This is a genomic window from Devosia sp. YR412 (genome assembly GCF_900110945.1).
Lineage (GTDB): Bacteria > Pseudomonadota > Alphaproteobacteria > Rhizobiales > Devosiaceae > Devosia.
In genome coordinates this window covers 92,002-112,562 of sequence record NZ_FOFL01000006.1, presented here as the reverse complement: position 1 = coordinate 112,562, position 20,561 = coordinate 92,002, and the positions used below count along the sequence as shown (strand labels likewise).

Sequence of the window (20,561 nt, the reverse complement as noted above, 5' to 3'; positions counted from 1 at the left end):
GAGAACCCGCAAAGCAGATGACCAACATGTCCCAGACCGCAACCGAAGCCGTGACCGGCACCAAGCTTTCGATCAACCAGCTCGGCAAGACCTATGGCAAGACGGTTGCACTGCAGCCGGTGAGCCTCGAGGTCCGCACCGGCGAATTGCTGACCTTGCTCGGGCCCTCCGGGTCAGGCAAGACTACGCTGCTGCAGCTGATCAGCGGGCTCGTCGACGCCACAACCGGCCGGTTGATCATCGACGGCGTCGACCAGACCGATGCGCCGGTGCATCAGCGCGATATCGGCGTGGTGTTCCAGAGCTATGCGCTTTTTCCACATCTGACGGTGCGCGAGAATATCGCCTTCCCGCTGCAGATGCGCGGCACGCCGGCCGACCAGATCAAGAGCCGCGTCGATGACGCGCTGGCCATGGTGGGTTTGGCCCATGCGGCCGACCGTTCGCCGCGCGCGCTGTCGGGTGGCCAGCAGCAGCGCGTGGCGCTGGCGCGGTGCCTGGTTTACCGGCCCAGCGTCATCCTGATGGACGAGCCGCTTGGTGCTCTCGATCGCAAGCTGCGCGAAGTGATGCAGGACGAGATCAAGCGCATTCACCGCGAGACCGGCGCCACGATCATTTTCGTGACCCACGACCAGGAAGAGGCGCTGGCCCTGTCGGACCGCATCTGCCTGATGAACAATGGCCAGATCGAGCAGATCGGCACGCCGCGCGAAATGTACGAAAAGCCGGCTTCGGTCTTTGTCGCCGACTTCATCGGCGAGTCCAATATCTTCAAGGGCGCCATGGAAAACGGCCAGCTGGCGACGGAAGTTGGATCGCTGCCGGTACAGGCGGCAACATCGGCGGACACCTCGGCCGTGATGGTTCGCCCCGAGGACATCATCCTCAATGGCAGCGAGCCCTGGGCGCTCGACGGTACGGTGATCGAGAGCACCTATGCCGGCTCCGACACCCGCGTCACCATTGCGCTCAAGGGCGACAAGATGGTGATTGTGCGCCGCCCGGCGCAGATGGACGACCTGGCCCGTGGCCTTGCCGTCAAGGTGAGCTGGAAGCCCGAACACGCGTGCTACCTCGACAACTAGGCTCGCGACTTTGGTCTCGCGATCAGCCGATCGCGGGACCGATCCCTTTACCACCTGAGCGGTGCCCGACTTGACTATGCAACCCCATCGGAACAAACAAAGGGGAAGCACTTGGTCTGGGGCAATGCCGCTAAGATTTACGCTAAGGCAGTTGGAATATTTCGTTGCCGTCGGTGAAGCCGGCAGCATCGCCAAGGCCGCCGAACAGGTCAATGTTTCCCCACCCTCCATTTCGGCGTCGATCGCCCAGCTGGAAGCCGAGTTCGGCATCCAGCTGTTCGTGCGCCGGCATAGCCATGGCCTGTCGCTGACCGCGGGGGGCAGGGTGTTCCTCAAGGAGGCCGCGCGGCTGCTCAGCGATGCCGATGCGCTGCATGATGTGGCCAGCGACATTTCGAGTGTGGTGCGCGGGCCGCTGGCCATCGGGTGCCTGCTGACTTTCGCGCAGATCGTGTTGCCCTCGCTGCGGCACAAGTTCGAGGCGACCTATCCGGACGTGCGAATCCGCCAGTTCGAATTCAACCAGGGCCGGCTGTTCGACATGCTGCACCAGGGCGAGATCGACCTAGCGCTGACCTATGATCTCGAACTGTCGCAGGACGTCGATTTCGAGCCGCTGCTGCAATTGCCGGCCTATGTCATGCTGCCTGTCGATCATCCGCTGTCGAGCCGCAGCTCGGTGGTGCCCGAGGAGCTGGTGCAGGAGCCTATGGTCCTGCTCGACCTGCCCTACAGCCGGGAATATTTCCTCTCGGCCTTTGACCAGAAGGGCCTGCGCCCGCGCATCGCCGAGCGGACCGGCGATATCGCTGTGATGCGCTCCATGGTGGCCAATGGCTTTGGCTACGGCATTGCCAATATGCGGCCGCTCAACAACCTTTCGCCCGATGGCAAGCCGCTGAGCTTTGTCGCGCTCGAAGGGCTGCGGCCGCTGGCCATGGGCGTGGCCCTGCCGCATGCCGAGCATCGTACCCAGACGGTGACCGCCTTCATCGAGCACTGCCGCCGCTTCGTTACCGAGCCGGGCCTGTTCGGCACCGTGGTGCCGAACAGCTAGAGCTGGCGGCAGGCCTCAGTATTCGGCCGGCAGGCAGAACTGCGGCAGCAATTGGCTGAGCAGGAACTGCTTGTCGTCGCGGCCGGAGTCGAGGGAGAAGCCCTCGTCGAAATTCTCGTCGCCGCAGCTGGTCGACATCCAGATCGAGCCGCGTCGTTCGAGATCGACCAGCACATTGCCGCCCGAGCGCGTGCTGACATAGACGCCGCCGCCATCGCATTCGACACCGCACCACATCTCATTGCCATCGGCCATGCAGGGGCCGACCGCCTGGCCTTGCGTGCCGTCACGCATAGTGGCCTCGAGACGGAACACATATTGCTCGGGACCGATATCGGACTGCGCCATGAAGGTGACGGCGAGGTCCATGGCCACCACCTGCTGGTCGGGATGGGCGGCCATGTGTTTCGCGTCATAGGCGCGAGACCAGCAATTGGTGGCGCCATCGCTGGCGGCGACAAAGGAATCGAGTTCGCCGGCCATGACGCTGAGCGAGAACAGGGCGAAGGCGGTGCTGAGGAAGAGGGACTTGCGGTGCATGATGGTCTCCTGATGGTCGAATTTAATCAGAGTGTGCCGACCTGGGCGAGATAATCGGCGCGAACGCGGGCGCCGACGCCGCTGGATTCGGTGTTCATTGCCTCAAGCATGGTCAGCAGCGTCGTGCAAAGTTCGGGATTGGCGGCGTCGAGCATTGCGATGGCCTGGAGGCCCGTCTGGCTGGCGCCGGCTTCGACCGTCTTTTCCGCGATCAGCTTCCAATCGGCTTCGCTGGCCGGCTCGCGCGTCACGGGAGCGTCGTGGCCGCCTTTGGCCGCAGCCAGCAGCAGCACGATCTGCGCCATCACCAGGTCTTCATACTTGGCCGCGGCGGGCGTGCCCTCGAACACGCCCGGACCGCTGACAACGAAACCACCGCAGGCGGCTGCGCCCTCGCCATCCATCACAGCCTGCTGCAGAGCGATCGAGGCAGTCATCACCGATGTCAGGGCTTCATCGCTGGCGCTGGTCAGGTGCACGGCATATTTCTGGCGCAGCTCCAGCATATGCGTCGCCACCATGCCCTCGACATTGCCGCCACTGGCCACCGTGGTCTCGACCTGGGTGACGAAGCCGCTGAAATCCTCGGGGAAATTGGCTTTGAGGAAGCCGAACAGTTCTGGCGCGATGGTCATCATCTCGGCTTCGGTGGCGCTGACGGCGGGGGCCGCTTCCTGCGCCGTGGCTGCCAGCGGCAAAGCCAGAGCCAGTGCGGCAATGCCGCCCAAAAGCGCCGCGATCAAAGTCTTGCGGGAAAAGCCGAGGGTGAAGCGCGTATTTGCCATTTGTGAAGTCCTTGATCTGTTGCCGACCGCCCTGTGCGTCGGTTGCTGACCACAATCTGCGTCGTTTGGTGTGGCCGCGCTGTTCCGCAGGAAACAGGCCAGCTTTTCTCCGTACTGGCCATGCGGCCAAACTAGGAGCAGGGCAGGCGAGGGACATCGAACAGACGTTCGACCTGGCAGGCCAAAAGCAGGAACACCCTGCCGTTGACCGGCAGGGTGTTCTGATCTGTTGATGGCTGAGAAGAGGCTTAGTAGCCGCCGCTGGCGGGCTTGTTGTAGGACGGAGCATTGTAGTGCACGGGCGCATTGTAATGGGCCGGGGCGCTGTAGTTGGCGCAATAGTTGCCGTCGGTGGTCACATAGCGCTGGGCAACCCAGCCCCAACGGCCATTCCACTGCACGCGATACCAGCCGTTGCTGACGTAATCGAGCTGGATGCTGGCGCAATGCGGAATGCTGCCGATCTTGGCATAATAGGCGCCGGCGCCGTCGCGAAAGTTGACCCCACCGGTGGTCCAGCCCGGGCCTGCGGCCATGCTGGCCGTGGTGGTTGCGACGATGACGGCGGCGGCGAAAGCGATACGTTTGAACATGGTGAAATCCCTTTGTCGGTTTCCAGATCGCCCTCTGCGATCCGATGTATGGACAATGGGCCCTGGCTGGCCGGCCCGCAGTTCCCTGGGGAACACGCTTGCAGAGCGTTGAATAATCGGCCAATTCTGCTGCTCGCAGCGAAAGGCTTGGAGTTCCGGCATGGCGCCCGTCAGGACAGGAGTGGCGTTCTGGAGATCCTTTGCGATCTTTGAAGGCTTCGAAGCCGAGGCCGTCGCCATGCTCGACAGCATGGCCATGTCGCGCCGCTGGGTCGCCAGCGAAAGCATTTTCCAGCGCGGCGACGACGGCGACTATATCGTCGTGGTCACCGAGGGGCGCATCAAGCTGTCGCTGCTCACCGCATCGGGCCGCGAGCTGACGCTGCGCTATGCCGAAGCGGGCGATATCCTGGGCGAACTATCACTGCTCGATGGCGCGCCGCGCTCGGCCGATGCCACGGCTGCTGCCGCGACCGAAGCGCTGATCCTGATGCGGCATGATTTCGAACGCCTGCAGACGCGGTTTCCGCAGACGGCGACATCGCTGATCCGGTACCTGGTGCAGCGGCTGCGCGACACCACTGACCAGCTCGAATCCATCGCCCTGTTCGAGATCGAGGCGCGGTTGGCGCGTTTCCTGCTGCTGACCATCCGGCAGTATTTTGGCGACGACCTGCCGGACCATCCGCAATTGCGGCTCGACCTGAGCCAGACCGAACTGGCCGGCGTGCTCGGCGCCAGCCGGCCCAAGGTCAATCGCGCCATCGTGGCGCTGGAGGAGATCGGAGCCATCACGCGCGCCGGCCCGGTGCTGACCTGCGATCTCGAGCAGCTGGCGCTGATCGCCGAACCCGGAGCGGCGTGATGCTCGACTGGTGGCGCGGCCTGCCCATGCTGGTAGCGGCATCCGTCGCCATGCTGGGCGCCGCGCTGATTGTGCTGCTGCCCGACGATGCCGCGCCATGGCGCGAGACGGGTTTGGACCGGCTGGTCGGCTTGATGCCGCTGCCCAGCTCGGACGAGATAGTGGTCGTCGATATCGGCGCAGGATGGAGCCGTTCGCAGACGGCCCGGCTGATGACCACGATCGCTGATGCCAAGCCCAAGGCCGTGGCGCTCGATATCGTGCTCAGCGCCGATTGCGCCGTCAGCGCCACCAACCAGACCCTAGCCATGGCCATCGCCAAGGTTCCCACCACGCTGGGTTTCCTGCTAGCTAGCGGCGACGGCCAGCCACGGCCACCAGCCAATATCGCCGCCAGCCAAGGCCTCGCCCTGCCGCTGATCTGGCAGGCGCCCGGTGCCGAACATGCCTGTCCGAGCTTCGAGAGCGCCGCAGCCGGCAGCGCCGCCGCCTCGCTGGCCGGTGGCATGGACGCGATCATTCGCGAAGCCCCGGCACTGGTGGTGGTTGGCGACAGCGCATATCTCGGTCTGGCCGCCGATGTGGTGCGGCTCGCCAAGGGCTCGGGTTCGCCACTGATTGGCGGTGATCCGGCATGGTTGCGCATCTTTGGTGCACCGGTGGAAATCGGGCCTTCGGCCAGCTTGCGTTTCCAGCCGGGATCGCCGGCGCAATGGCAGACGCGGACCGTTGCGGCCGCGACGCTGCTGGACGATGAAACGGTCGCGCAGCGCCTAACTGATAAACTGGTGTTTGTGGGCAGCAGCGCCCCTGGGGCTGGCGCCCTGCGCGCTACCGCCACCAGCCCGGTGCACCCCTCCGTGCATATCCACGCCGATCTTGCGGCTGGACTATTGGCCGGTCGCCTGCCGCTACGGCATGGCAATGCCAATGCTATTGAGGCGGGCGTTGCGCTGTTGGGCGGGCTCGGGGTGGGCGTTGTCGGCATAGTACTCGCGCCGCTGTTTGCCGGCATGGTGATCATTGGCTTGGTGCTCGCCTGGCTCGCCACGACCACCGGCTACGTGCTGCAAACCGGCGGATTGCTCGATCCGATCGAGCCAGCAACGATCCTTGTTCTGGCAGGCCTGGCGGCCATCCTGACGCAAGCCGCGCGGACGCGCCGCGCCGAGACGGCAATGCGGCGCCGGATCGGACAATTGCTGCCGCCGGACGTTGTCGCCCGCTTCGTGCGCGAACCAAATCTGCTGCGGCTGGAGGGTGAGGAGCGCCAGGTTACCGCGCTGTTCACCGATATCGAGGGCTTTACCCAGTCGCTGCAGGGCGTCGAGCCGCGCCGCTTTGTCGGCATTCTCGACGCCTATTTCTCCGGCATGACCCGCATCGTGCTGGCGCATGGCGGGATGATCGACAAGCTGGTGGGCGATGCCATGCATGCGCTGTTCAATGCCCCGGCCGACCTCGATAATCATGTCGACAAGGCCATTGCTTGTGCTGTGGAGATGCAGGTGTTTGCCGAGGCTTTCCGGCTGCAGCCCGACATGCAGGCGCTGAATTTTGGCCGCACCCGCATCGGCATCGAGACCGGCATGGTGATCCTGGGTGACGTGGGTGCCGCCGACAAGATCGACTATACGGCGCATGGCCCGGCCATCAACATGGCGGCGCGGCTCGAAGAGGCCAACAAGGCGCTGGGTAGCAGCATCTGCATTGGCCCCGGCGCCGCAGCGCTGGCGACCACGAAGCTCGTCGCCGCCGGAACGATCGATATCCGCGGCTTCGGTTCGGTCGCCGTCTACAATCCCGCGGCTAGCGCGTAACTCTGACGCTGGCAAAAGCCTCGGCAATGCGGGCATCACCCCATTCGACCACCGGACCGGGCGCCGCGCCTTCGGCTGCGAATTCCACGCCTTCACCGCCACTCAGAATGCGCGCTTCGCCCCCGCCGGTGACCGACACCGAGCCATGATCGACGAACACCGAGAACTTGCCCTTGGTCGGACCGGCAAAGAACCGCGTGCCGCGCACGCCGATCTGGCCGAAGGCGGTGAGGATGGTGATATCGGTAGGCGGCAGCTCGGATGGCCGGTCGAACAGCATGGCGCCGCCCAGGGAGATCGTGCCGCCCTGATCGACGATGAACTGATCGATGGTCAGTTCGCTGCTGGCGCCGAGATTGATCTTGGTGCGGTCATCGAGCAGCAGCAGGGCAAAACCATCCTCGCGCGTCATCACCCGGTCGTCGATCATCAGCGGATCGTCGGGCGATAGATCAAGGGTGGTCGTCTCGCGTTCGAGGGCGACCGAACCGTCGATCGACACGACCTTGCCGACCGGCACAGTTGCGAAAGCCGGCGAAACGAGTGCGCCTGCGCCGGCCAGTCCCATCAGGGCCAAGAGGCGCCGTCGCGCCAGGATCGGCTGTTGCAGCAGGTTGAGGATCGTCATTGGGCATCCCTCCAGTGCGTCGGCGGAGCGGCGGGCCTGCGGCCCGATCTGCGCGACGCACAATCCATGCCGGGCCATTCGTGACCTCGCATCGAACAGACGTTCGATGCTGCCCAATCTACGATGGATAGGATGCCGGCATTGTAACTTGAGGGACAAGGCAATGCTTCAGAAATCCATTCTCGCGCTGGCACTCGTGACAGCCATGACCACCGCCTCGCTGGCCGCCAGCACCGGCTGGACCACCGGCAGCATCAACTTCCGCGACGGCCCGGGCACCTATTACGCCAAGCTCGGCACCATCGCCCGCTGCGTGCAGGTGAGCTACGACCAGGTCCAGGACGGCTGGTATCGCGTGCAGTGGAACGGCCGTTGGGGCTGGGTCGCCGCCCGCTACATCACCGCCGATGCCGGCTATTGCGGCAGCGGTGGCGGCTATAGCAAGCCGGCCCCAAGCGCTTATTGATCGCGCCTAACTGAGGCCGGCGCCGCCGGACCAGAGCGGAGGACTTTGTCATGCTGACCAACCGGCTTTCCATCAAGACGGCATTGCTTTTGGCCGGACTGTCCCTTGCCCTGCCGGCGGTGGCGGCTGATCCCGCGGCGCTCTGCGACCAGCTGGCCGCGAGCCCGGTGGATGCGGCCCGGCCCGATAGCGTTCCGGGCGTGCCCTTTGGCGACATCGTCGTCGCCGATGCCGAAACGGCCTGCCGCGCCGCCTGGGCGGCCGATAACCAGCAGCCGCGCATGGCCTACCAGCTGGCCCGCGTGCTCAACCAGGATGGCCGCACCGAAGAGGCCATGGCGCTGTATCAGGCAGCCGTCGACGGCGGCTATGTCGAAGCCGGCGTCGGCCTAGGCCAGACCATCACCGATATTGCCTATGCCAAGGCCGTGGCGCTCAACCAGCAGGCAGCCGAAGCCGGCAGCTTCAACGCCATGTTCAATCTCGGCGTATTTGCCCGCGACGATGATGACGATGGCGCGGCGGCCATCGCCCGCTTCGAACAGGCCGCGGCGCTGGGCGATGCCGAGGCGGCCTATAATATCGGCGTCCTCTATGACGAAGGCGAGTTGGTAGTGCGCGATGCCCAACAGGCCGCGCGCTATTACGAACAGGCCATCGCCGGCGATTTCAGCTGGGCCAAGATCAACCTCGGCTATCTGCTGCTCGAAGGCACGGTCGATGATGCCGAACGGGCGAGAGCGCTGGAGCTGTTTCGCTCGGCTGCCATTGATGACGCCGACATCAATGCCGGGTTGCAGCTCGGCCTGATGCTGCAGGATGGTAGTGCCGCCGAGCAGGACGAGAGCGAGACGCTGGTCATCGCGGCGTTGCGGGACCGCGATATGGAACTGGCGCGCTGGCTGCAGCAGGAGGCCACCGGCCTCTCAGAGCGCAATCTGGCCGCCATCAAGACCGAGATCGCCGCGACGGGCGACGGCATGGATGCCGATGCATTGGCAAGGCTGCGGGCCTATTACGCCCGCTGAACAGAAAGGGCGCGGATGAACCGCACCTTTTGCTTTTACGAATTGGCGATCATCTCGAGCACCTGCTGCGCATCGACATTGCCCAGCGCGGCGGCGCGAGCCAGCAATTCTGCCGCCATGTCGATATCCTGCGCCACGCCACGCCCTTCGAGATAAAGCCCGGCGAGATTGAGCATCGACTGTTCGCTGCCCTGCTCGATGGCCGCCCAATAGAGATCGACAGCCGCGACCGGATCAACCGCCGTGCCAATGCCCTGCTCATTATACCAGGCCAGCTCGTGCAGGCCTTCGGCATCGCCATAATGCGCGGCGAGGCGCAGCAGACGGGCCGATTCCACGTCGTCCTTGGCGACACCGACACCCTCGAAATACATCTGTCCCAGCGTGGTCGCGGCCGGGCCAAAGCCCTCATCGGCCGCAAATTGCAGTAGCCCCAGCGCCGTCTCCGCATCGGCATCATCATCAATGCCGGCGCCATTGATCAGGCTGATCGCCACGGCATGAAACGCCGGCACGAAATCAGCCTCGGCGGCGGTCATCAACAGGTCGAAGCCGAGATCGGCATCGCGGGCCACGCCCTCGCCATTGCTGAGCAGCACGCCGGCCACATAGAGGCCGAGCGGTACGTCATGTTCCGCCGCAGGCTTGGCAAAGGCATAGGCTTCGTCGAACTGGCCGGCAGCATAATAGGCCCGCGCCATCCAGGCCGCGACACGAATGTCGTTCTCGCCGCTGCCCAGTGCGGTGGTGCAGGCATCGACCGTGCGCTCAAGGTCGATCTCGTTGACCTGAAGCCCGGTGGTTTCAAACCCTACCTCGAACGGGCTGGCCGCTTGGGCTGCACAGGCTTGTTCGAGGGCGTTGAGCGGCGCTGCCGAAGCTGAGGCCGTGGCAGCAAGGAGCAGGCCGACGGCGAAAAAGCTGGTGCGGATCATTTTGCCCTCCAGGCATAGGGTGGTTCAGGCTGCTGCAACGGTAGCGTCGACGGCGACATGGCGGGGGGCAAGATCGGCATGGCCGCGGCTGACGCGCCAGTCCGTGCACTGGGCCGGCTGGGCCTCAAGGCGGCAATCGGTGACGCGATTGGCCGACACCTCGGTTTGCGGCAGGGCCGGCAGATTGGCATGGGCGAAGCTGGTCGAGGCGGCGAGAACGAGAAGGGCGAGTGCGGTGCGGATCATCTTGAGCTCCTGTAGTGCTCGGTTGCGATGACCCTGTTGTAGATGGAGCTCGGGGGCGAGGCTGTTCCGCAGGAAACAAGGGGCGGAGCGCACAGCGTGGATGCCAATAAGCATGCCCATATCGGATTGGCTGAAGGTATACCTGTAGCGCAAAAGGCCAAGTTTGCCTTGGCGAGGAAGCGGCGCACTCGTCTGATATGGTTGGGATTAGGAGGCTGGAGCGGGTGAAGGGAATCGAACCCTCGTCGTAAGCTTGGGAAGCTTCTGCTCTACCATTGAGCTACACCCGCCTGCGTTTCGAGTGATGCGGGAAATCGCGCGGTGCGTCAAGGACGCCGGATGGTTTCCGCAATGGAAGCTCGCGAAACTCCGTAATTGTTGGGTATGGGTGAGAGAGCGACAACTTCTACGGAATGTGGAAGGTTGTTCCCATGCTTTGGATATGCCGGACGTTTTTTTCGCGGCCACCGTCTGACATGCATCGAGTAGCAAACCACACATTGCCGGCCTCATGGGCAGCTACGCACTTTCAGAAAACTGCGATGCTGCATTGGTCCGTTAGGGCAGGGACTTAGGAAATTTATCAACAGTGCGCGAAAAAATGAGTCATCTCATCAGGCGACGCTGTCAAATTCCCTAAATAGCTGGAGACCATGAAGAAAAATGGTGCCCGGGACCGGAGTACGAAAGGGAATAGGAAACAGATGCTTAGGCTGAGGTGGGACCAGTTTAGTCGGTGCACTTTATTGGCCTTTTTACAAACGCTGTCCCACCGATTATTCAGGCATCGCTGTTTAGTTCTCTAGGTTTTGGTCCTAGACCTTATATGTGTCTCGACATGCGTCAGTCGTCCTGGCCGTCGGAGGCTTCTCTTTCGGCAGCTCACGGCGCAAGTTTGCACATGCTGCGTCACCACTGCTCAGTCATATCGCGTTAGAGGCTGTCACGAAGGCTGCCATTAGCGAGGATCCCGGCGTCCGATAGCTAGGCTTCATCGGCACACCGCTCACAAAACCAGTCGCATCCACGAGATGGGGCGGGCGCCTCGGATCTACACGGCGTCGTTGCTTAGGCTGCACCTATCTCGTTGATACGCGCTTAGATCGCCGCTTGCTTGCATGGACACCGAAGCTATATTGGACCTGCTTTTATAGGGGTGCCACGTGTCCAGGACTGTCTTTGCACTGACCTTTTTCTTGTTGAGTTGCGTCGCTTCTAGCGCAGTCGAATGGACCACCGTTACTGTTTCAATAACAGAAGTAACGGTGAACGGGCAGGTGGTGTCCGCCATACCGTCAGGAACACAGATAGTTGTCGAGGATTGCTTCTCAAACAAGTGCTTCGTTGAATGGGATGGCATCGCCGGCATCATCCTTTCAGACGGTTTGATGACAGACATCAATGGCGCATCGGTTGCGGTGAAAGACGCGCGCAACGTGCAGTTTCTTAATGCGCAAAATCGGCCCAAGGTCAGCAATAATGTTGCAGCTTGGGGAGACAGTCTAACACTCGGACAGAACGTCGGGGAAGGGAACGACTATCCTACTCAAGCGTCCAAGCTGTTTGATGATGTTACTGAGGTCGCTAACCTGGGCATAGGCGGACAAACCTCGACGCAGATCGCAGCTCGAAGTGGTGCGCCACTTCTCGTTACCGTATTGGGGGACAAAATACCTGCGAACGGCACAGCCGTGATCGTCACGAAGAACGTAAATCTCCTGATGGCAGGTGGCAAAAATACGGGCTCAATGGAGGGTACTCTTTGCGCCGTTCAAGGGACTATGACGACTGACAGCGGGGGGAATTGGTCGTTTTCGCCCAGCAGTCCTGGGGTAGAAGTGTCGTGCTCGGGAAGCCAAAGGTTCGATAGCAGTCTGAGCAAGGAAATGCGTCCCCGGATTACGTGGTTCTGGATGGGACGCAACATGGCCGACAACGGCCATGACATTGCCGAGGACATCGCGGGCGCTGTTGCGGCGCTCGGGCATGACAGATTCTTGGTCGGAGGCCTATTTGCAGGACGTGGCGGAAAGTCGAGCTTCTACGAGTCCGTTAACGAGCAACTGAAGGCCCAGTACGAAGGGCAATTCATAGATATTTTCGCGGCGCTCGTAACACTTGGCGGGGATGGCTCCGAAGAGGACAAAGCAGATATCGCCGATGGTTTTCTCCCTCGGTCCATCTTTCAGGGCGACGGCGTCCATCTTACCGCAAAGGGATATGCCATAGTTGCCCAGGCATTTTACGAGGCAACCATTGCAAACGAGATGGTGCTGCCTTCTGCCCCATGAGCGGCTGCGTGTCCTGGTCTTCTGTGACTTCGGAGCATCAAGTTTTGAAGAGAAGTCGTCTGGCGCTACTTACGGCGGTTTTTCTCGTCGCGTCTGCCGCCGAGGCGGTTGCACAGCTAGCGCCGTGTGACCCTACGGATGTCAAAATTGCGACGACGCCGATTTTCTCTCAGCGCCCTGCCAATTTCCGCCTTTTCCTTCAAAAGGAAGGACTGATCACCGAAAGCGCGGACGTAGTCCTTCTCGGAGACTCAATTTTGAATCGCTGGCCAGGGGACCAGGTACAGCGATTGTTCCCAGGAGCTACCATTCTCAACTTGGGTATTGAGGGGGATACCGTCCAGAATCTCCTCTGGCGCCTCTCAAATTCGAGAATTCAGGATGTAAGACCACCTCAGACGGCGGTTGTAATGATCGGTATCAACAATTTGCTGGATGGTGTGTCTGCCTGCGCTGTTGCAGCGGGAACAGAAGCTGTGCTGAAAAATATTCGTATGAAGTGGCCATCGACAGAAATTCTACACTTAGAGGTTCTTCCGAGCGGTCCCGGCTTCATGAGGCGCTACTCTGATCTTCAAAATCTCAATAAAGAGGTATCGACGTTTGTTGCAGGCATGAGCAATGCTCGTAGCTTTGTAGCAGACGCTTCCCTGACCTGCGGCCCCCCTGCTGCCCCTAATCCAGTCGGGCGCCATTTGCCGTTTTGGCCATTTCTCTCGAATTGCAAAAATTTCTTACCCGACAACCTCCATCCATCGCCGGAAGGCTACCGGGTGCTGACTAGCATATTGCTTTCCGCTATGTACTAACTGACGGCATTGCGCCAGCACCCTCGCATAAAGTGATGGCATGACACACGTGCCCCTAGGGCCTTAACGGTCCTCTTATGTCAACAGCCCCTGTTAGGTGACCTTTGCAGAGCCGGTGAGGACCCGGTAGGCCATAAGAGTTTCGCAATGACTTGGTCGGCGCTGGTGAGAAGTTGATACGTCTTGGAGGATAGCCAGGTCACGCACTTGGTCATCGTCTTCTGGTCGAGACCATGCTTCTTCGCTCAATACCATCGGCGTTGGACGGTCAGCCAAGCTAACGTGAAGCCTACCGGCAGAGCCAATGTGCTTAAGCCGTCCGCCAGGCTGTCAAGAAAATCCACCCTTTGAACCGATAGATAGTCGAATAACGAATCCAGTATCTCGTTAGCTAGTTGCAGTGCTGCTGTTATCGAAAGAGCAACGAGCGGGCGGCGGAACATAAGTGAGGAGATGGCATAAATTGTAAGGCCAAGCAAAAGGTGAAGTTGCGCTGGCGACCATCCGGCGGCCTCCAGTGGTATCATCTTGAGGTCATGCCACATGCTATTTCAAATCGCTGGCACAGGCCAAGCTCGGTCGCGAATATATCTTGCGGGGTTGCCCGCATGGACGGTCCAGGCGGGCAGGTTTTTGACAGTAACAGCGCATGCGCCGAGAACTGCGCCCTCTTCTAAGGTAACGCCGGGCCCCACGAATGCATTGGTCGCGACCCAAGCGTAGCGCCCAATATGGATAGGTCGAGTAAACAACTGGAACGCTGGATCATCAATGTCATGGGTACCACTAACGAGGTGGGCAAACTGCGAAACGATGGCATAGTCGCCTATAGTGATCTTGCCTTGGCAGTAGCAGTTGACGTTCCATCCGATTACGGCATGGTCACCCATTTCCAGATTTGGTGGGTACCATATCCTGGCGCTGCCATAGACCCTCGCCCCCTTGCCCAGCTTTGCGCCGAAGAGGATCAGTAGCAGGCGCCGCCAAGGATGCAGAGGGGGTGGTGTCCAGGCCGCAAGGACTGACCAGGTCAGATTCCAGACCATGCGAAAAAGCCGATGGCGTAGGGAAAAGGACGGGCCACCCTTAAGGCCTATCCTCCCTGAAGAATCAAGAATATCGGAAGGCTGATCAGATTTCCGGCCGGTCATCAACGGTCACTCCAGGCTAAGTTGCTTATCTGCGGGGACCAAGGATTCGGTCGTATTCGCTGAGCATGGAGCAGGCGATATTGCTCCAGAGGTAACGCTGGGCATAGGTCTGCGCTGCGGCGGAACGCTCGGCAAATTCGGCATCGTCCATGGCCAGTGCCCGCGTCATCACGGCCGGGAAATCGCTGAAATCCGTGTTCATGCGCAGGGCGATATCGTCGGCGAAGAGTTCGGGCAGGTTGCACTGGTCGGTCAGGATCGGCACACAGCCATGCTGGATGGCCTCGAGCACGGCCATGGGCAGGCCTTCGCTGAGCGATGGCAGGATGAAAAAGCGCGCGCTACTGAAGGCCGCGCTCTTGGCTTCGCCGTAGAGCGAGCCGACGAAATCCACGCCCGCCACAGCAAGGCGTGTGACCTCGGCCTCATATGCCGCATCGCCCCAGCCGGCTATGGTCAGGTTCCCTCCGATGGCAGCGGGCAGGTCGGACCAGGCCTGCATCAATTCGAGCACCTGCTTTTTCTGGTGCAGGCGCCCCAGATAGAGCACGCCCTGGCGCGGCGTTGGGCTGGCTGGAACGGGCGTATCGGAAATGCCGTTGGGCAGAGTGAAGGTGCGGCTCTCTATCCCCGGCATATAGGCGAGGACGGCTTCGCGTTCCGAGGCGCTGAGAGCATGGACATGAGCTCGTGCAAGCATGGGACGTTCGAAAAGGGTCGAATGCACGGTCTTGACGAGGCGGCTGCGCGAGAGAATCCATGGGTCGAGCATGCCATGAGGCGAGACCACGACCGGTACGCCGCGCAATGCGCTGACCGCGCCATAGATCGAGGCAGCGGACCAGATGCCATTGATGTGCACGATATCGGGCTTAAGCGCCGCAATGGTAGAGAAAGCATCGAAGGCAAAGCCATAGGGACCATGCTTGAGGGCATGGGGGCGCACATCCACGCCCTGCCAGGCGGCACGATCGGCCTCGAAGAATTCGTCGGCGCCGCCGACGATGGCAACCTCGGCACCAAGGGCAGCCGTTGCCGATGCGAGGCCGGCCACGGCCGTATAAAGACCGCCGGCAGATCGCGACAGCGAGGTCGAATAATGGACGATCCTGACCATGGCCTACTTCTTGTCCCGGAAAGCGCCATCGCTGGTCGCCAGCGCGCGCCAGCGCTCCGCGCGCTCGGAGATCGTACCAATGACCTGGCCCGGATTGCCGACGACGATGGAATCATCGGCGATCTTACCGCGCACCACGCTGCCGGCGCCGATGATGACATTGTCTCCGATGGTGGTGCCCGGTAGCAGGATCACGTTCATGCCGATAAAGACATTGTCGCCTATGGTGATCGGGCGCTTGACGCCGATATCGGTTTCCGGAGCCTCGCCGAGTGTCCGCAGGGCAGTGGTCACCGAATAGTCATGGGTAAGCAGGATGACATATTTGGAAAGGACAGCGCGATCGCCGATGGTCACCAGATTGAGGTCGTCGAAGCGCGCCTTGCTGGAAATATAGCGCGGCTTGCCCCTGGTCTGCAGACCATACCGGCGCAGAAGCCACGTGTAGACATCCATATAGCGCCGCGCATCGACCAGTTCGACCGGAAGCAGGACGATGCGCAGCACGTGCAGTGCCAGGCGCGAAAAGCCTCTCTTGAGAAGTCCCATGCTCACCCAGCCATCACTGAACGGAAAATGTCGATATAGTTGTCGGCAACGGCGGAGCCGGTCATGGCGTCTGTCCGGCTCTTTGCAAATTTGAGGTAGCTTGCGGCGGAGAGGTCATCGAGGGCCCGCTCGATCATCGCCGCAGCGACCTCCGCATCACCGCGATCTGGCACGTAGAAGGGATAGTCGGTGCCCAGGAGGTCCTGATGCTCGCGGATATCGGACGCCACGATGGGAACGCCCGATACAGTGCCCTCGAGCAAGGCATTGGGCAGACCTTCGTGATGGCTGAGGCTGACCAGCAGGGCCGCCTTGGCGAGGAAAGGCATGACGCTTTTCTGGAAGCCGAGCAATTGCACGCGGTCGGATACGCCGGCCCTTGCGGTGATGGCTTCAATCTTGCCGCGCAAGCTGCCGTCGCCGACGAGCTGGAAGGTGAGGTCCGGCCGCCGTACGGCTACGATCGCGAAGGCTTCGGCCAGGACGAGCGCATTTTTCTGCGGCTCCAGACGGCCGATATGGAGCACTGTCCGCGATGGCTCGGCCGCAGTGGGAGCAGGCGCCCCGAAAGGCACGATATTGTTGGCGACGAAGCGCTTGCCGCGGGCGCCATTGGCAGCCCACAGGGCATCGCCGGAAGCCGAATTGGCGACGATGGCATCGGCATAACGCCCCAGCTTCAGCCGCACCCAATAGCGCAACTCGTTGGGATAGCTGGAATCGCGCTCGGTCATGACCCATTTGGAACCGCGGCTGAGCAGGCGGATAAAGAAACTATAGATGTCGCTGGAATGGAGCCAGGACATCAGAATGTCGGGCCCGATCTTCTTGACCTGGTCGGCCGCGCGCATCATGCCACGAATGTCGTAGTTGGACTTGACCGGGATATCGAGGATCTCGATGCGGTCGGTCTTGAGCAGATGATCGTGGATGCCCTTGTGGAAGCGGATGAGGTGCAGTTCCACATCGTCGCGCTTCTGAAGTTCATTGAGCAGATAGATGCATTGCCGCTGCGCCCCGCCATCGGAGAAGCCCGGGATCATGAAACAGATCTTGAGTGTCATCGCCTACCCCTGCGCCCTCTGGGCCTCGTAAAACTCCCGCTTGGCCTCATCGCTGAGATGTTTGGTCATCTTGCCCCGTTCGACGACCTTGGCCTCGTAGGCATCGAGTGACTTGATCACCCGCGCTGGCACGCCTACAGCGACGCTGTTGTCGGGAATGTCACGGCTGACCACGGCCCCGGCCCCGATAACCACATTGCTACCAATGGTAACGCCTGGCAGGACCACGCAGCCGAAGCCCATATAGACATTGTCGCCGACAGTGATGCCCTTGACGATGTCGAGATCGGGCAGCTTGTCGCGGAACACCCAGACGCCGCCATCATGGGTTTCAAAGCGCGTGGCAGTGGCGCTCACATGATTACCGATGGTCACCAGATAGGGCTCGGTGCTGAAGCTGACATTGATCAGCCGGCAATCTTTGCCGACCCTAACTCCGATAGAGCGAGCATAACCAACAGGATCCGTACGGCGATGGATGAGCGATGTGATGCGCTTGGCGAGACTAGAAATGGAAGGCATCTTCACCCCCTACTTGACGTGGTTTCGACTGGTAGTACGAAAGTTTCGACAGCAGGAATTGGCTTTCTGGTTACAAGGCGGTATCCCCACAGCAGCAACGCTGCCCACGCCAACATTCGTACTGGAAAATCGAGCGAATAGCGTGGTAATTCCGCCATTAGCGCGAGCGTCATCAAGTATATGATGATGGCAGTAGTTGATTTTGGGTTCAGCGTTGCATAGCGACGCACCCTGGCAACAAAACAACCAACAAAAAACATGGCGATTGGGACGCCGAATATGCCAAAATCGAGATAGATGTCGGAAATAGTATTGGTGCCCAAGCTCCAAGTGGCGTTTGGGCCAAGAACAACATAAGTTAAGACGTCTGTGGAGGTCGTAAATAGTTGGCTTCCGTCCAGCAAAAAGCCGCGGACGAAGGGAAAAATTCCCGAAAATCCTACTAGCTTGTAGAATCCATAGCCATAATCAAATACATCTGGGACAGCAGCAAAACTCGCTCGAGCGGCAATGGTTGTAAAATTGAAGCTGCTATCTTCGGCATTTTTGCTCGACGAAATTTCATATGCTTCTGATATTCCATCCAACGAGAAGTCAGGAGACATTCGAATTATTTCAATTACGTTGTAAAAAGAAAGGCCTACAAAAATTAGGCCAAAAAGAACGTTACGTCCGGCATGGACGCGGTATGTCAACATGCCTCCTACTGCAGCGATGGCTAGGAGTAGGAAACTGTTGCGATCGCCGAAGGACAGAATACGCACCGTCCAGTATAATGTCAGGCCAATGGAAATCCAGAGTGGAAGCGAGATCTTCCGCTTCTGAACTAAATTGGCGATGGTCGTACCGATAGTGATCATGCCTAGGATCATGATAATCGTAGTCACGCCTTCCGCGAGAACGCCGCCGGATGTAGTGCCGGTGTACCTACCCTCGCCGTCGCTACGCCAGCCTGACAGCTGATATAGCGAAATAAGTCCGGCCAGGCCGGCCATAGTCACAACCGGCAAGTTACTATAGTTGAAATTCGGCTTCATCGTTATTTGGGTGGGCAAATTCTGGACGGATTTTAGTCCTATTCTAAATGCAACTATACCTATCGTTGCGGCTATTATTGCAGAGTTGCTCTCATCAACGAAGGTGTTGGTGAATACCGTGCTCCTCGCAATTTCATTCAAGGACAGAACATGTAATTGGTATGGATAATAGTACAATATGTAGTAAAACACATAGAATAGGAGTTCTATAGTGAAATACGTGGGAATTCCTTCTGCAATTATAGTTGGCTTCTGAATTGCTTCCCAAAATATGTAGTAGAATACGATGAGGCAGCTCCATGCCACCGCGGGTGAAAGTCCCTTAGGCATGCCATAAAAACTGGCGATCAATAGCAAGATCAGCACAGTTTGCACGAAGGTACTAAGGCCGCGCGATACAATGTTTCTCGACTTCATGACGTTGCCCGCGGTAAAGGTTTGCGGAAGCTCATGATACTGACACGCGTTTCGTGCGGCAGGAGCACGAGACCGATGGCAGCCAGAACAGCCCCGCCCACGATCGCGTAAGCAACCAGGGCAACCCAGTTGTCGGCTTGGATCATCTCGCCCAGCGCATAGCAGCAGGCAAGTACAAGCGTCGTGGCCGCATAGGTGAGGACTAGACTGCGGCTGATACCGCCCTCGAGGCGCAAGACGAGCATCGGAAAGGCGATGCTCGCGATGGCGCGGCCGACGATTATGCCTGCAAACAGCATGAGAATGTCTTGCGTCAGCGTATAGGCGAGGGCAGCGACGGCCAGACTGGCAATTGTCGACACCATACCAACTATGGCGCGCGCACGAACCTTGAGGGCTGCGTCCAGGATTTGCGCATCGCAGCGGATCAGGGCGAGTTGGACAAAAGCCAAGACCATTGCGACATTGATAGGATCGCCCATATAGCTTGCTTCACCGGCCCACAGCACCACGAAGCTGCGGTTAAAGAGTAGGATGCCACCGCCGACGATCATGGCTATAACGAGATTCAACGATCGTGCCTGGGCAATCGCGGACCGCACGGCAGTACCATCTTTCATCCCCATGGAGCGGCCGAGGCTGGGCATGAACACGCTGGTCGTCAACAAGCAGACCGACAGGCCGAACTGGGCAACATAGGCGGTAAAGGAATAGTCGGACACCGCGACAGCACCCACAAGGGCGCTGAGCAGGATGATCTCGCTCGACATCAGCAGGCGCTGCACATATGACCAGATTAACAACCAGCCGCTGAACTTTGCTAGCCGCACGGCATCGGCCTTGGCCGGCTTTCTAAGGCCCCACCACGAAATGGTACGACGGGCGATCAGCCAAGTGGCGAGCCCGCCCAAGACGGCCGTCGCCAGGACGACAAAGGCAATACCCGGCACGCCATAGCCCATCCAGGATGCGGCCAGCATGCCCATATTGCTGACGATAACCACGAGGGTTGCCACCGACATGGCCCAATAGCCCTGGTTGACCCCCAGCAGCACCGAAGTCGGAATGCTGACCAGTCCGGTCAGCACCACATTGGCCGATAGGATCACCCCGACCCAACGGGTCGTATCGCTTTCCTCCGGCCCGAGGCCATTGATCAGCGAGGGGAGAAAATAGGTCAGAACAACGGAAATGAGGATTAGGATGGGCAGCCAGATCAACCACACGGCGATTGCGGCACCGACCTCGCGCTGCTTGGCAGCGTCGTCATTGTCGGCTGATTTCTGGGCAAGCACCCACTTCAACGCCTGTGGCGTACCGCCATCGGCTGCGGTGGCAACGTCGAAAAAGCGCTGGCAGGATTTCCAGATGCCGAAACCGGTCGCGCCTAGCGCACCAAGCAGCAGCGGATTGATGAAAAACCCGATCACCGCCTGAGTGATGAAATTGAGATAGAACGTCGCAAGATTGAGTTTGATCGGACTTGCCATTTAGCGGGCAGCCTTGGGCATGGCGCAGACGCCCCCTAGGGGCAAGAGGCAACGCCAAACCGG

At 60.3% G+C, this 20,561-nt stretch carries 22 protein-coding genes and 1 tRNA gene; 8 read left to right on the top strand and 15 right to left on the bottom strand.

Annotation, left to right across the window (positions count from 1 at the left end; genetic code table 11):
* The first annotated feature begins 26 nt into the window (after positions 1 to 26).
* Both BM045_RS17030 and BM045_RS17025 read left to right on the top strand, forming a co-directional pair.
* On the top strand, positions 27 to 1,088 hold the full coding sequence (locus BM045_RS17030) for an ABC transporter ATP-binding protein (protein WP_348271258.1): 1,062 nt from the start codon (positions 27 to 29) through the stop codon (positions 1,086 to 1,088).
* Positions 1,089 to 1,212: 124 nt separating this feature from the next.
* Positions 1,213 to 2,145: a LysR substrate-binding domain-containing protein gene (locus BM045_RS17025; RefSeq protein WP_092185407.1), complete on the top strand. Its 933-nt coding sequence runs from the start codon at positions 1,213 to 1,215 to the stop codon at positions 2,143 to 2,145.
* A 15-nt stretch (positions 2,146 to 2,160) separates the two neighbouring features.
* On the opposite strand, the gene BM045_RS17020 is transcribed toward BM045_RS17025, so the two are convergent.
* The 3 genes from BM045_RS17020 to BM045_RS18995 form a co-directional block, all read right to left on the bottom strand.
* A complete protein-coding gene (locus BM045_RS17020; protein ID WP_092185405.1) occupies positions 2,161 to 2,685 on the bottom strand; it encodes a hypothetical protein in 525 nt (174 codons plus the stop codon).
* Between the two features lie 26 nt (positions 2,686 to 2,711).
* Positions 2,712 to 3,470, bottom strand: coding sequence for a hypothetical protein (locus BM045_RS17015; protein ID WP_092185403.1), 759 nt, complete (start codon positions 3,468 to 3,470; stop codon positions 2,712 to 2,714).
* A gap of 248 nt (positions 3,471 to 3,718) precedes the next feature.
* Complete coding sequence (locus BM045_RS18995; protein WP_170848560.1) at positions 3,719 to 4,063, bottom strand: SH3 domain-containing protein; 345 nt, start codon at positions 4,061 to 4,063, stop codon at positions 3,719 to 3,721.
* 181 nt (positions 4,064 to 4,244) lie between these two features.
* On the opposite strand from BM045_RS18995, the gene BM045_RS17005 reads away from it, so the two are divergent.
* The gene (locus BM045_RS17005; protein WP_244523035.1) at positions 4,245 to 4,928 is read left to right on the top strand and encodes a Crp/Fnr family transcriptional regulator; all 684 of its coding nucleotides are present in this window, start codon (positions 4,245 to 4,247) and stop codon (positions 4,926 to 4,928) included.
* Entirely contained in the window at positions 4,928 to 6,748 is a 1,821-nt protein-coding gene (locus BM045_RS17000) for an adenylate/guanylate cyclase domain-containing protein (protein WP_092185399.1), read from the top strand. The genes BM045_RS17005 and BM045_RS17000 overlap by 1 nt, the downstream gene beginning before the upstream one ends.
* On the opposite strand, the gene BM045_RS16995 is transcribed toward BM045_RS17000, so the two are convergent.
* The gene (locus BM045_RS16995) at positions 6,738 to 7,376 is read right to left on the bottom strand and encodes a FecR family protein (RefSeq protein WP_170848559.1); all 639 of its coding nucleotides are present in this window, start codon (positions 7,374 to 7,376) and stop codon (positions 6,738 to 6,740) included. The two genes, BM045_RS17000 and BM045_RS16995, sit on opposite strands and share 11 nt — an antisense overlap.
* A gap of 163 nt (positions 7,377 to 7,539) precedes the next feature.
* Between BM045_RS16995 and BM045_RS18990 the strand changes: the two genes are divergently transcribed.
* Both BM045_RS18990 and BM045_RS16985 read left to right on the top strand, forming a co-directional pair.
* Positions 7,540 to 7,842 (top strand): SH3 domain-containing protein, encoded by a 303-nt coding sequence (locus BM045_RS18990; RefSeq protein ID WP_170848558.1) that lies wholly within the window; start codon positions 7,540 to 7,542, stop codon positions 7,840 to 7,842.
* Positions 7,843 to 7,892: 50 nt separating this feature from the next.
* Complete coding sequence (locus tag BM045_RS16985) at positions 7,893 to 8,870, top strand: tetratricopeptide repeat protein (RefSeq protein WP_092185395.1); 978 nt, start codon at positions 7,893 to 7,895, stop codon at positions 8,868 to 8,870.
* A gap of 35 nt (positions 8,871 to 8,905) precedes the next feature.
* Here the strand turns inward: BM045_RS16985 and BM045_RS16980 are convergent, their stop codons facing one another.
* The 3 genes from BM045_RS16980 to BM045_RS16970 form a co-directional block, all read right to left on the bottom strand.
* Positions 8,906 to 9,805 (bottom strand): tetratricopeptide repeat protein, encoded by a 900-nt coding sequence (locus BM045_RS16980; RefSeq protein ID WP_092185393.1) that lies wholly within the window; start codon positions 9,803 to 9,805, stop codon positions 8,906 to 8,908.
* Positions 9,806 to 9,829: 24 nt separating this feature from the next.
* Positions 9,830 to 10,051 carry a hypothetical protein gene (locus BM045_RS16975; RefSeq protein ID WP_092185391.1) on the bottom strand — a complete coding sequence of 74 codons (222 nt, stop codon included), beginning with the start codon at positions 10,049 to 10,051 and terminating at the stop codon, positions 9,830 to 9,832.
* A 216-nt stretch (positions 10,052 to 10,267) separates the two neighbouring features.
* Positions 10,268 to 10,341, bottom strand: a tRNA-Gly gene (locus tag BM045_RS16970).
* Positions 10,342 to 11,214: 873 nt separating this feature from the next.
* On the opposite strand from BM045_RS16970, the gene BM045_RS16965 reads away from it, so the two are divergent.
* Both BM045_RS16965 and BM045_RS16960 read left to right on the top strand, forming a co-directional pair.
* The gene (locus BM045_RS16965; RefSeq protein ID WP_139198828.1) at positions 11,215 to 12,342 is read left to right on the top strand and encodes an SGNH/GDSL hydrolase family protein; all 1,128 of its coding nucleotides are present in this window, start codon (positions 11,215 to 11,217) and stop codon (positions 12,340 to 12,342) included.
* Positions 12,339 to 13,151, top strand: coding sequence for a GDSL-type esterase/lipase family protein (locus BM045_RS16960; RefSeq protein WP_092185388.1), 813 nt, complete (start codon positions 12,339 to 12,341; stop codon positions 13,149 to 13,151). The genes BM045_RS16965 and BM045_RS16960 overlap by 4 nt, the downstream gene beginning before the upstream one ends.
* Before the next feature lie 245 nt (positions 13,152 to 13,396).
* On the opposite strand, the gene BM045_RS16955 is transcribed toward BM045_RS16960, so the two are convergent.
* The 8 genes from BM045_RS16955 to BM045_RS16920 are packed head-to-tail and all read right to left on the bottom strand — an operon-like array spanning position 13,397 to position 20,498.
* A complete protein-coding gene (locus BM045_RS16955; protein WP_092185386.1) occupies positions 13,397 to 13,696 on the bottom strand; it encodes a hypothetical protein in 300 nt (99 codons plus the stop codon).
* A gap of 6 nt (positions 13,697 to 13,702) precedes the next feature.
* Positions 13,703 to 14,302 (bottom strand): LbetaH domain-containing protein, encoded by a 600-nt coding sequence (locus tag BM045_RS16950; protein WP_139198827.1) that lies wholly within the window; start codon positions 14,300 to 14,302, stop codon positions 13,703 to 13,705.
* A 25-nt stretch (positions 14,303 to 14,327) separates the two neighbouring features.
* The gene (locus BM045_RS16945; protein ID WP_092185384.1) at positions 14,328 to 15,419 is read right to left on the bottom strand and encodes a glycosyltransferase; all 1,092 of its coding nucleotides are present in this window, start codon (positions 15,417 to 15,419) and stop codon (positions 14,328 to 14,330) included.
* 3 nt (positions 15,420 to 15,422) lie between these two features.
* Positions 15,423 to 15,968, bottom strand: a complete 546-nt coding sequence (locus tag BM045_RS16940; protein ID WP_092185382.1) for an acyltransferase — start codon at positions 15,966 to 15,968, stop codon at positions 15,423 to 15,425.
* Positions 15,969 to 15,970: 2 nt separating this feature from the next.
* Complete coding sequence (locus BM045_RS16935) at positions 15,971 to 17,032, bottom strand: glycosyltransferase (protein ID WP_092185380.1); 1,062 nt, start codon at positions 17,030 to 17,032, stop codon at positions 15,971 to 15,973.
* 3 nt (positions 17,033 to 17,035) lie between these two features.
* Positions 17,036 to 17,554 carry an acyltransferase gene (locus BM045_RS16930; protein ID WP_092185547.1) on the bottom strand — a complete coding sequence of 173 codons (519 nt, stop codon included), beginning with the start codon at positions 17,552 to 17,554 and terminating at the stop codon, positions 17,036 to 17,038.
* 2 nt (positions 17,555 to 17,556) lie between these two features.
* Positions 17,557 to 19,008, bottom strand: a complete 1,452-nt coding sequence (wzy, locus tag BM045_RS16925) for an O-antigen polysaccharide polymerase Wzy (RefSeq protein ID WP_092185378.1) — start codon at positions 19,006 to 19,008, stop codon at positions 17,557 to 17,559.
* Positions 19,005 to 20,498 (bottom strand): oligosaccharide flippase family protein, encoded by a 1,494-nt coding sequence (locus tag BM045_RS16920; protein ID WP_092185376.1) that lies wholly within the window; start codon positions 20,496 to 20,498, stop codon positions 19,005 to 19,007. The genes wzy and BM045_RS16920 overlap by 4 nt, the downstream gene beginning before the upstream one ends.
* Positions 20,499 to 20,561 lie beyond the last annotated feature (63 nt).